Raw genomic sequence first — 10,129 nt, forward strand, 5'->3', positions numbered from 1 at the left:
CTAAAATCTAAAGTTTTTCTGAAATTTTTGATGGTTATAAAAGAGCTTTTATTTAGTAGTTGCTAAATGGACACTTGGCTAAGACGGAAACCGTTTTTGCCAGTGTCCTTCTAGACTACTAATGGTTTTAGTTTAGCGCATAGGCAGCTTGTAGCGCCCAGATGACGAGAGCAGCGATCGCTCCCAGAAGCAACACGGTAGAGATAGTGACTACTTTTGGGGAATCTGCTCCCTTAAATTTCATAATTCCGCGATTTAAGTCGGACACAGCTTTGTAATCCTCTGTTGTGTTGTTGAAGCATGAAATATTTATCCGTTTCGATTGTAGTGCTTCTCTTTGTGGATGATGCTAAATTCACTTTAAAAATTTAGGAGTGGGAGCAGGGGAGCAGGGGGCAAGGGGGACAAGGGGACAATGAAAATAACCTTGCCCAATCCCCAATGCCCAATCCCCAATCCCCCAGTATCATTGAAAAGCAACTCAGTATAAGAGGGTGTGAGTAGGTGAAAATAGCACTGAGCGTAATTTTGGCGGTGGTTGTGGGATTGTTTGTGGTAATCGAGATCGGACTGCGATCGCTGTTTGGTTTTGGAAATCCCCTGATTTATATTGGCGATGAGCAGATTGGTTATTTATTGGCTCCTAACCAACGTACCCGTCGTTTTGGTAATCGCATCGAAATTAATGAATATTCTATGCGAGGTAGTCCGATAAAAATGCTACCTGCACCTACTGGGCTGCGAATTCTCCTCTTAGGTGATTCTATTGCTAATGGTGGCTGGTGGACTGATCAGACTAATACAATATCTAGTTTGATGATGCGTTCTCTAGCATCATCCACTACTAGTAATTATTCTGAACCCGAAGTGCTAAATGCTTCAGCTAACTCTTGGGGACCAAGGAATGAATTAGCTTATTTAGAGAAGTTTGGCAATTTTAACGCGCAAGCAGTGGTGTTAATAATTAATACCGATGATTTGTTTGCAACTCCTCCTACTTCTTTGCCAGTCGGACGCGATCGCAATTATCCCGATCGTCAACCTCCCCTGGCATTAGTGGAAGTGTGGCAGCGTTATATCGTCAAGCAAAAGCCAATTCCTGAACTGCAAGCCGTGCAAAATGAATCAGGCGATCGCGTGGGGATTAATCTAGAGGCGATCGCTAAAATTCAAGCCTTGACTCGCCAAACCAACAGCAAATTTCTGCTGGTGATGACTCCCTTACTACGAGAAATTGGTGAACCAGGCCCCCGCGATTACGAAATCAAAGCACGTCAGCGCTTAAGCGATTTTACCAAAGCACAGCAAATTAACTATATAGACTTTTTACCGAACTTCAATTCAACTACCAACCCGCAAGGTTTGTTTCACGATCATATTCACCTCAACTTGCAAGGTAATAAATTTGTCAGTGAAGTTATGGAGCGATCGCTTTTAGAAATACTGGGGGAGGCGTCACTTCCTCACTAATATTCGTGTTTTAGCGAGATTTCTGAGTATCTCTAACCAAATTATTTAACTCTTCCTGCATTTGACTTTGAACTATTTCATAACAAGTATTCACATAGTTGCGATCTCTAGCTGCATCTCGACCATATCTTTCAAAAGTAATTGAATGACAGACGCGAGTGTGAATCTGCACAGGTAGAGGAATATTTGGCAGAGGGCCAATAGACAAGCCCCAAGGCAAACCTAAGTAAATTGGGAAAACACCAGGGTCTATTTGATATAACCACGGCAATCCCCACTGATGCAATTGTTTGACGAAATCATAGCAATCACATAAGACTATCAAGCTATCATGAGCGCCTACCGAGATTACAGGAATAATCGGAACTTCTTGTTTTAAAGCCAGCTTGATAAAGCCCTGATGACCAGCAAAATGAATTTTATGGCGTTGACTATGAGGACGAAACATATCATATTGTCCTCCAGGATATACCAGAACGCTAGCACCTCGATCAAAAGCTGCACTAGCCATTTTAGGATGTGCAACAATTGCTCCGAATTTCTGGGCTAATCCTGCTATTTCTGGACTCACTTTCCAAGCGGAAGGGTGCATTAGACCATACACCAAACGCTCGGTTCCAAATCTAGAAAACCAATCGTACATCATCATTATTAAATCTGGAGAAGCCATTCCCCCATTGTGAGAACCAACCAGTAGTACTTTCCCTTTTACTGGTATGTGATGCCATCCATCAGTTATTACTTGAAAGTAATAACGGTAAAACCATTCCCATACAGGCATCAGTAATTCAATAAACTGAGCATCTCGCTGTGTTAATGACTGATGAATCTTTTTCGAGAATTCTGATGTTAAGCAATTGTCAGCACTGACAGAAATTTTTTCTACCTGTTTTGGAAATTTCATAATTAGTCGCTCATCTTCCATCACTAGTATATTTTGACCGCTACATAATACTGTTACTGATTATTCAATAACAGTTGTTCTTTTTTCAGGTCTATCATCAGTCGGACATGATTTGCAGACATGGTGGAATCTGGTGAAGGTAGGCATAGCCTGTCCTAGACATCGCTCCTAAATTCAAACAGTAGCAAATCCTGGGGATTTTTATTTGCAAAGATTGCACTAGCTGAAACCTAGCCAAAAAATTTTTCACTTTCTAAACAAGATCGACACAAGTCTTGGTGGTTTATTTTGATCTTGTTCGTGCCACCACTCTTGGAAATCTTCAAGTAGGAAGTCATAAACTTTCGCTGTGTTAAAAAAGTCTGATAAATGATGCACAAATGCCGGAATTTAATGAACTCTTGCTGTCTTTGAAAATTAGCTTTTGTTCCTTGATATTGCTTGAATGGATGAAGCTCACAAATGAAAAAGTATCCTCCTTTGACTAAGACACGAGATGCTTCTGAAAATATCAAGCTGAGGTCTTCGATATGTTCTAGAACAAGATTACAAGTGACCAAATCGGCAGACTGATTACGACAAGTCCATTGCTTGGTAATGTCTTCTGTAATAAACACCACATTAGCTGACCTCACTTTCTCTTTCGCCTTTTCGATCACAGGACTTACGCAACTGGCACAGCGCGATCGCATCTAGATAGTATTTATGTACTATCTAGTAAGTGGTGTACCTAGAGGGCATTGCTGAAATTAGTAACAGTAATCGGGTGTGTTAAGTATTCTTCAAATCATGAGAAAATTAGTTGAGGATGCATGAAATAAATCCTGTAGTTTATGAGATTTACTAAACTTAACTATTGCCAGTACTTGTTAAGTAGTCAGATTAATTATACTCTGACAAATTTGGCGGAGCATTTAGAGCAGATCAGTCATGATAAAATCAACCGTTATTTAAAAAATGAAAAATTAACACCTCGTCTTCTTTGGGATAACGTGAAAGATTTAATAGAAATAAATGATAACGCCTACTTAGTTTTTGATGACACAGTAATTGATAAACGATACGCTATTGAAATAGAGCCAAGTAAACGCCAATATAGTGGCAATGAGCATGGTGTAATTCAAGGGATTGGGCTAGTAAATTGTGTATATGTCAATCATGAAATCGGAAAGTTTTGGGTAGTTGACTATCGGATTTATGACCCAGACAGAGATGGGAAAACAAAGATAGAACATGTAACAGAGATGCTGCAAAACCTTGTGTACCATAAAAAATTACCATTTAAAGCCGTCTTAATGGACAGTTGGTATGCGACAAATAAATTGATGTTATATATTGATGGGTTAGGGAAATATTATTATTGCCCTCTGAAACGTAATCGACTTGTTGATGATACCGAAGAGCAAGAAGACTATAAAAGAATTGAATTGTTATCTGGGGATGAGAAAGAGTTAAAATCAGGAAAAACAGTTAAAATAAAAAAGTTCCCAGGCGCGAAAAAAGTGAACCTATTCCGGGTAACTGTCTCCACCGACAGAACGGATTTTATCGCTACAAACGATTTATCTCAAGACTCTACGGACGTTGTGCAAAAAGTGTGTAAGGTTCGTTGGAAGGTTGAGGAGTTTCATAGAGAATTAAAACAATTGACTGGCATTGAGTCATGTCAATGCCGCAAGGGTCGTATTCAAAGAAATCATATTGCCTGCGCTATTTTAGTCTGGCTTAGGCTCAAAGATTTAGCTTATAAAACTGATCAAACAATCTATCAAATTAAGCATGGATTGTTATCAAATTATTTAGTTCAGCAACTAAAACGTCCGAATGTTCCCATGTTTATCGCCTAGTTGTTGGGCGCTCGGCGCAGCGTAGCTGCGCCATCGCTTGTGACAGTTGCGTAAGTCCTGGATCATCTGTGCTGAAAAATCGATCGCATAAACTTTCAGAGCAATTTGTGAAAGCAAAAGCGTATTTTTACCTGTGCCACAGCCAATTTCCACAACTGATTTACACCTCAAACCCATCAAGGTTTCTCTGGTGACGATTTGATCGAGATCGCGGGTTAGATTTTCGTCAGCATCGTATGTGGCTGACCAATTATCGTATGCTGCTTGAATACTCATATAGCTTCATTTTGCCGAGCAAAAGGTATCATACGTATTCATCATTCCTATTTCACCGTGCGATCGCACAGTGCCAGGGTGAGTGCTGCCGCAAGTGCCGCTATTGTCCGAACATGGTTCCAGAACGTCCAATTAGTCAGGTATTTAGCCCATAGGTTCGCGCCTTCAGTGCTATCTGGTTTGGCGATCGCTAACGCATCATTCAGCGGCACATTGAACGCGATCGTCACTAGAACGGTGCCAATGAGATAAAGCAGGCTACCGACAAGCAAGTAGGCAGCACCAGGTTGATGCCACTTTAACACCGAGGAAACCGCTAGAAAGATGCAAGCCACAGCCGTTCCGAAGAGTGCCAACATGAACAACGGATTGATCGCCGTGATATTGATGGATTGCATGGCGATAATGCCCTCCTTTGGCTGGAGTCGTGCAAGGGCATTCATCACGAAAGTCGAGAAGGCAAAGAAGACGCCAGCCACCAGCCCGCAGCCTAGTGCTGTAAAAAGCGTCAAAGGGAAGCGCAAATTGTCAACAATTATCATAAAGCCTCCTATTAATTACTGCCCAATCCCTTATTCGTAGATAGTGTTATGTCACAATACGCTTGGGTTAAGGGTTATTGGTGTAGATGATTGGTTTTTCAAGACGCGATAAATCGCGTCTCTACATCTGGGTTTTGGGCTTATCCGATCGGACATGATATTATTTTATTTGCTATTGCTCCCACAACCACTCTTGTTACTCCGTTGCGACGCAAGCAGTTTGTTTTACAAGCGATGGCTGCGCCAACACCTCCGGTGAACGCACTACCTCAACAATGTATTTACAAACTTTTGACACCTACGATCCACAGACTACATTGCTGTAAATCTGCTAGACAACTAGCGAGATAATTACTGCAAAACAAATATTTTAGCTGTATAGCTTGGCAAGTCAGTGACTAAACCATCCTCTCCAGATTTCACTTCTTGATTACTAACCCAATCTCGCCAATACTCAGCAGTTGGGAAGCCTGAAATTTTATATTGATTTAGATTTTGGTCGGAAAAATTTGCCACGACGACGACATGAGAATTCTGCTCATCCCAACGGGTGTAAGCCAGCACTTTCTCAGTTGCATTTTCGTAGAAAAACTTAATATTGTCACTTTGCAAAGCTGGAGTTTGCTGGCGTAGAGCAATCAGCTTTTGATAATACTCAAATAAATCATGATTTTGGTCGCTTGACAATAAAGACCAATTAATCTTGCGCGGCTTAGTCACATCTTCGCTTTTTTGCTGATATTCGCCAAACTCTTCTCCCATCCACAGCATCGGTATACCCATCGCTGTCATTAACAGAGCAGCTGCTAACTTAGCTCGTTCAAATGCGGCTGCGTCAAAGATGCCGCAATTGCCTAATTCTCGTAATACACGTTCGCGATCGTGGGTTGCCAAATAATTAATTACATTGGTAGCGATCGCATAACCCTGCTGTTTGGGATCTAAAATCTGCTTAAGTTGTTCTAATTCAAATGATTTCCCACAAATATATGGAATTATAAAGTAGCGAAAACTTTCATGCCAACAAGCATCTAATGGGCCATCTGGCTTGACTACAGTCTTTGTATCGGGAATGTGTTCAGCAATGTTGTAAAACTGTTTGGGTGCAGCATGGTTTTTCGCTTGCTTAGTCAGCCAGTCGAGAAATTCAAAGTTAGCCAATTGCCGCACTGCGTCAAAGCGAATTCCATCAATGTGATACTCCTGAATCCAAAATTTTACCACATCGCCGATGTATTCCCATGCAGGCTTAATATTTAAGTTTTTGTCGTAATTATCATAGTTAAACTCTGGCCCCCAGTAATTATCTGGGTCTTCAGGATAATGTTTGTGTTCGTAGTACCAGTAATTTCGGTCAATTAGTATTAAAGGGCATTCCTCATCTGTGTGATTATAAATTCCATCCATAAAGACGCGAATGCCTCTACCATGACACTCGTCAATCAACCGCTTTAAATCTTCTGTTGAACCGTAACTAGATTCTGTAGCAAAGAAGTGGCGAACTTTATAGCCCCAGTTATAATCACCAGGGTACTCATTAACTGGCATTAATTCAATTGCATTAATTCCCAATTCGCAAAGATAATCTAACTTAGCAATTATTCCTAGATATTTGCCTCGATCGTTAGCGTCAACTTCATCACCAGTAAAATCGGCAACGTGCATTTCATATATGACTAATTCCCGGTTATCAGGCAACGGTATTTCATCGTGTTGCCAAAGGTAAGTATCAACAATGCGTTGCCCATCTTGAATACGTACTATACTGTATTTTTCTGTTTCATTAACATCTGTCGCTTTAGGATCAATGATATCTATCCATTCATCAATTGCAAAATTTGGACTTTTGGTTTGAATGCGAAATTTATATTGATAAACGCCGTCTTCCAGCTTAATTTTTGTGCGAAAATAACCATCTTCACTTTTTGACATGGGAATTTCTTTCCAATCTGAAAAAGACCCAATTAAAGCTGCTCCTTTGTTGCGAGGAGCAAATAATGTAAATTCAGTTAAATTTGCCACTTTTACACTTTTAAATTTTAGCTAGTTACAGTCACTAAACTTATTGTGTAATATAAAATAATTTGCAGCTTCTTTCTTAAGTATTATCAATATTTTCCTAATGTGCTGGACTTCAACCAGATATTGCGATCGTTATGATTCTTAGGGGTGCAATGACTATCTAAATCATAACTAATTATGCGGACATGATAGTTTTGCTCAATCGTCTCTGAGGTTTCGTTCTCAAAAGCCATTCCATGCGTTCTGGGATTAAATGTCTATTTAAAGACAGTAAACGCGGTGGCTTTTCTTGACATCACATTACTCTATCTACTGGCTGATTTTAAAATACCTATCCTTGAAAGGTGGGTAGTGAGGAGTAGGGGAAACAAGGGGACAAGGGGGACAACCCATGCCTAATCCCCAATGCCCAACCAATGACTATTTACCAATATCTTCATTCCAAAGTTCAGGGTTAGTTTCAATAAACTCACTCATCATTTGTTCGCATTCGTCAAGATTAAGATCAATTACGTCCACACCGTGAGATACCATAAATTCTTTAGCACCAGGAAAAGTTCTAGATTCTCCAGCAATGACTTTTTTAATGCCAAATTGTACCACTGCCCCAGCGCACAGGTAACACGGCATTAAAGTTGAATAGAGTGTTGTACCTTTATAACTACCAACTCTTCCAGCATTGCGGAGACAATCGATTTCGGCGTGGGTAACAGGATCGCCGTCTTGCACGCGTTTATTGTGTCCTCTGCCGAGAATTTTGCCATCCTTGACGAGAACCGAACCAATGGGAATTCCACCTTCTTGTCTGCCTTGTTTTGCTTCTTGAATTGCAGTTTCCATAAACTCATCCATATAATTCTCCTTTTATGACAAAACAACTTGTATTAATGGATCATGATGGCGGTGTAGATGATTATCTGGCAACTATGCTGCTGTTGACGATGGATCGTATTGAACTCCTTGGTGTTGTCGTCACTCCAGCAGATTGCTACGTTCAACCGGCTGTTAGCGCCACACGTAAAATTATAGATTTGATGGGATTTTCTCATATCCCGGTAGCAGAAAGCACTGTGCGCGGTATCAATCCATTTCCTACTCTTTATCGCCGCGATTCGTTTATCGTTGACCATCTCCCCATTCTCAATCAAAGCGAAACCATCACTACGCCTCTGGTTGCCGAAACAGGTCAAGATTTCATGATACAGGTGTTACGGGAGGCATCAAGCCCCGTAACGTTGATGGTAACTGGCCCTTTGACGACGGTTGCAGTAGCTTTGGACAAAGCACCAGATATTGAGGCGAAGATTCACAAGATTGTGTGGATGGGGGGTGCGTTAAATGTTGGTGGTAATGTCGAAAAAAGTCTGGAAGCAGGACAAGATGGTTCTGCCGAATGGAATGTTTATTGGGACGCAATTTCAGCAGCGCGGGTATGGCAAACCCAAATTGAAATTATTATGTGTCCTTTAGATTTAACTAACAATGTCCCAGTCAGATCGGAGTTAGTATACAAAATGGGACGACAACGCCACTATCCCATCTCTGATTTAGCTGGACAATGTTATGCACTAGTTATTCCCCAAGATTATTATTTTTGGGATGTCTTGGCAACGGCTTATTTGGGACATCCAGAATTTTATCAACTGCACGAATGGGAAACAGAAATTATCACCACTGGTCTGAGTCAGGGGCGTACTAAAGTAGTTACTGGTGGTCGAAAAATTTATGCGATGGATAAGGTAGATAAAGAGGCTTTTTATGCTTATATCTTGCAGCAATGGGCTAGGTAAAAAACTAAAAAGTCAGAATGGTGTGGATACTCAAACTTGTGCCTGCACAACAAAATCCTCAACTTGTCTGATTCGATCCCAATCAATGGCTGCAACCCATAACTTCTCCTCTTCGGAGAACTGCACCACTCCATCAACTTCCAAATCCTCGCTATATATCGTCAGTAACTGCCCATCTCGTAGCTCAATACTTTGATTCGCCAAGTCTTCGATTGTACCAATACTGTTCAAACGCAAACGCCCTTCAGCATCAGCATTATGAAAATCTGCAAAAACTTTAGGGGTAATCATTCTAGGTAATCCAAACTATAACTGCTATTTTGCTGGATTAGGAACAGTAGGTGTAAGGAGTTGACTAATTTGCTGCGGGTTTAAACCCCTCAATGTTGCATGATTAGCACTTCTACCGGATGTTCGGATTACATCACCACCTGCTTGGCGAACCTCGCCAACTGTTGTTACACCAATCTGCCCATGAGGAATACTCGATGCCAACTCCGCTAATGACGATCCTACTGCACATTCCACAGAAATTCCTGTTATGCCACTGGGATGAGTACCTATTCCACGTCGAATATCCTCTGGACGATTACGCCCTCCTCGAACTACCAATGCTTCGTCTGAAATTATTGTCACAAGTGTAGTATTTTTGATTAAAGATTAGAATTTGTCCGGTACTTCATGGATTGCATTGTATGCTACAAATTTAAAGAATCGTTAGGCTGCTATGCGTAACTATATGTCAATTGAAGTAGTTGAAATTACCTCTGATCAATTAAATCAGATACTTATAGCTGAGGAAAGCCATTTTCTCGACCTAAAGTCGATAGATATACAGCCAGGAAAATTATGTAAGTTTATTTCTGGATTTGCCAATGCAGATGGTGGAGAACTGTTCATTGGCATTGATGAGGATACTGTAGAAGGCAAAAAAACAAGAGCTTCGCGAGGTTTTACTGATCAGGAAGCTGCAAATGGGCATTTACAAATTTTTGAACAACTTTTTCCTTTGGGAGATGGTTATTCATATACGTTTCTGATTTATGAAGGCTGTCCTGGTTTGGTTTTGCAAGTTACTATTTTTAAATCACGAGGAGTAGTGGAGGCTTCGGATAGTGTTCCCTATCTAAGACGTGGCGCACAAACTCTGCCTATTAAAACTGAACAAGCTTTAGAAAGATTAAGGTAAGGATTCAGGTCTAATATTTAGGAAGCAGTGATGGCCGAGACAGATAATTATTAGAATTAGCCAGCAGTGCTTGTGCAAAAAAGTCAATC

At 40.7% G+C, this 10,129-nt stretch carries 15 protein-coding genes; 5 read left to right on the plus strand and 10 right to left on the minus strand.

The window, feature by feature from the left end; all coding sequences use genetic code 11:
* Window positions 1-127 precede the first annotated feature (127 nt).
* Window positions 128-244: an RNA polymerase subunit sigma gene (locus V7L12_RS02925; RefSeq protein WP_335082025.1), complete on the minus strand. Its 117-nt coding sequence runs from the start codon at window positions 242-244 to the stop codon at window positions 128-130.
* Window positions 245-504: 260 nt separating this feature from the next.
* Between V7L12_RS02925 and V7L12_RS02930 the strand changes: the two genes are divergently transcribed.
* On the plus strand, window positions 505-1,470 hold the full coding sequence (locus tag V7L12_RS02930; protein WP_335081994.1) for an SGNH/GDSL hydrolase family protein: 966 nt from the start codon (window positions 505-507) through the stop codon (window positions 1,468-1,470).
* A 10-nt stretch (window positions 1,471-1,480) separates the two neighbouring features.
* Here V7L12_RS02930 and V7L12_RS02935 read toward each other — a convergent pair whose 3' ends face one another.
* Both V7L12_RS02935 and V7L12_RS02940 read right to left on the minus strand, forming a co-directional pair.
* On the minus strand, window positions 1,481-2,374 hold the full coding sequence (locus V7L12_RS02935) for a lysophospholipid acyltransferase family protein (protein WP_335081996.1): 894 nt from the start codon (window positions 2,372-2,374) through the stop codon (window positions 1,481-1,483).
* A gap of 230 nt (window positions 2,375-2,604) precedes the next feature.
* Complete coding sequence (locus tag V7L12_RS02940) at window positions 2,605-3,009, minus strand: class I SAM-dependent methyltransferase (RefSeq protein ID WP_335081998.1); 405 nt, start codon at window positions 3,007-3,009, stop codon at window positions 2,605-2,607.
* 198 nt (window positions 3,010-3,207) lie between these two features.
* Here V7L12_RS02940 and V7L12_RS02945 point away from each other — a divergent pair, with 198 nt between their 5' ends.
* A complete protein-coding gene (locus V7L12_RS02945; RefSeq protein ID WP_335082000.1) occupies window positions 3,208-4,221 on the plus strand; it encodes an IS701 family transposase in 1,014 nt (337 codons plus the stop codon).
* On the opposite strand, the gene V7L12_RS02950 is transcribed toward V7L12_RS02945, so the two are convergent.
* Window positions 4,186-4,497, minus strand: a complete 312-nt coding sequence (locus V7L12_RS02950) for a methyltransferase domain-containing protein (protein WP_335082002.1) — start codon at window positions 4,495-4,497, stop codon at window positions 4,186-4,188. The genes V7L12_RS02945 and V7L12_RS02950 overlap by 36 nt on opposite strands.
* A gap of 47 nt (window positions 4,498-4,544) precedes the next feature.
* Window positions 4,545-4,856: an anthrone oxygenase family protein gene (locus V7L12_RS02955; protein ID WP_335082004.1), complete on the minus strand. Its 312-nt coding sequence runs from the start codon at window positions 4,854-4,856 to the stop codon at window positions 4,545-4,547.
* A gap of 273 nt (window positions 4,857-5,129) precedes the next feature.
* Here V7L12_RS02955 and V7L12_RS02960 point away from each other — a divergent pair, with 273 nt between their 5' ends.
* A complete protein-coding gene (locus tag V7L12_RS02960) occupies window positions 5,130-5,390 on the plus strand; it encodes a hypothetical protein (RefSeq protein ID WP_335082006.1) in 261 nt (86 codons plus the stop codon).
* On the opposite strand, the gene V7L12_RS02965 is transcribed toward V7L12_RS02960, so the two are convergent.
* The 3 genes from V7L12_RS02965 to V7L12_RS02975 form a co-directional block, all read right to left on the minus strand.
* Complete coding sequence (locus V7L12_RS02965; protein WP_335082008.1) at window positions 5,391-7,061, minus strand: alpha-amylase family glycosyl hydrolase; 1,671 nt, start codon at window positions 7,059-7,061, stop codon at window positions 5,391-5,393. It lies immediately after the preceding gene.
* 86 nt (window positions 7,062-7,147) lie between these two features.
* Entirely contained in the window at window positions 7,148-7,294 is a 147-nt protein-coding gene (locus V7L12_RS02970) for a hypothetical protein (RefSeq protein WP_335082009.1), read from the minus strand.
* Window positions 7,295-7,481: 187 nt separating this feature from the next.
* Entirely contained in the window at window positions 7,482-7,913 is a 432-nt protein-coding gene (locus V7L12_RS02975; RefSeq protein WP_335082011.1) for a nucleoside deaminase, read from the minus strand.
* Window positions 7,914-7,927: 14 nt separating this feature from the next.
* Here V7L12_RS02975 and V7L12_RS02980 point away from each other — a divergent pair, with 14 nt between their 5' ends.
* Entirely contained in the window at window positions 7,928-8,851 is a 924-nt protein-coding gene (locus V7L12_RS02980) for a nucleoside hydrolase (protein ID WP_335082013.1), read from the plus strand.
* Window positions 8,852-8,881: 30 nt separating this feature from the next.
* Here V7L12_RS02980 and V7L12_RS02985 read toward each other — a convergent pair whose 3' ends face one another.
* Both V7L12_RS02985 and V7L12_RS02990 read right to left on the minus strand, forming a co-directional pair.
* Window positions 8,882-9,142: a hypothetical protein gene (locus V7L12_RS02985; RefSeq protein ID WP_335082015.1), complete on the minus strand. Its 261-nt coding sequence runs from the start codon at window positions 9,140-9,142 to the stop codon at window positions 8,882-8,884.
* A 24-nt stretch (window positions 9,143-9,166) separates the two neighbouring features.
* On the minus strand, window positions 9,167-9,487 hold the full coding sequence (locus V7L12_RS02990; RefSeq protein WP_335082017.1) for a flavoredoxin: 321 nt from the start codon (window positions 9,485-9,487) through the stop codon (window positions 9,167-9,169).
* A 103-nt stretch (window positions 9,488-9,590) separates the two neighbouring features.
* On the opposite strand from V7L12_RS02990, the gene V7L12_RS02995 reads away from it, so the two are divergent.
* Entirely contained in the window at window positions 9,591-10,040 is a 450-nt protein-coding gene (locus V7L12_RS02995) for an AlbA family DNA-binding domain-containing protein (protein ID WP_335082019.1), read from the plus strand.
* Window positions 10,041-10,129 lie beyond the last annotated feature (89 nt).

Origin of the sequence: Nostoc sp., from assembly GCF_036918245.1 — a bacterium.
GTDB lineage: Bacteria > Cyanobacteriota > Cyanobacteriia > Cyanobacteriales > Nostocaceae > Nostoc.

Bases quoted from the DNA above. Each gene is read 5' to 3' on its own strand.
- V7L12_RS02925 (WP_335082025.1), bottom strand. From the start codon at position 244: ATGAAATTTAAGGGAGCAGATTCCCCAAAAGTAGTCACTATCTCTACC.
- V7L12_RS02935 (WP_335081996.1), bottom strand. From the start codon at position 2,374: ATGAAATTTCCAAAACAGGTAGAAAAAATTTCTGTCAGTGCTGACAAT.
- V7L12_RS02945 (WP_335082000.1), top strand. From the start codon at position 3,208: ATGAGATTTACTAAACTTAACTATTGCCAGTACTTGTTAAGTAGTCAG.
- V7L12_RS02950 (WP_335082002.1), bottom strand. From the start codon at position 4,497: ATGAGTATTCAAGCAGCATACGATAATTGGTCAGCCACATACGATGCT.
- V7L12_RS02955 (WP_335082004.1), bottom strand. From the start codon at position 4,856: ATGTTGGCACTCTTCGGAACGGCTGTGGCTTGCATCTTTCTAGCGGTT.
- V7L12_RS02970 (WP_335082009.1), bottom strand. From the start codon at position 7,294: ATGGCTTTTGAGAACGAAACCTCAGAGACGATTGAGCAAAACTATCAT.
- V7L12_RS02975 (WP_335082011.1), bottom strand. From the start codon at position 7,913: ATGGATGAGTTTATGGAAACTGCAATTCAAGAAGCAAAACAAGGCAGA.
- V7L12_RS02980 (WP_335082013.1), top strand. From the start codon at position 7,928: ATGACAAAACAACTTGTATTAATGGATCATGATGGCGGTGTAGATGAT.
- V7L12_RS02985 (WP_335082015.1), bottom strand. From the start codon at position 9,142: ATGATTACCCCTAAAGTTTTTGCAGATTTTCATAATGCTGATGCTGAA.
- V7L12_RS02995 (WP_335082019.1), top strand. From the start codon at position 9,591: ATGTCAATTGAAGTAGTTGAAATTACCTCTGATCAATTAAATCAGATA.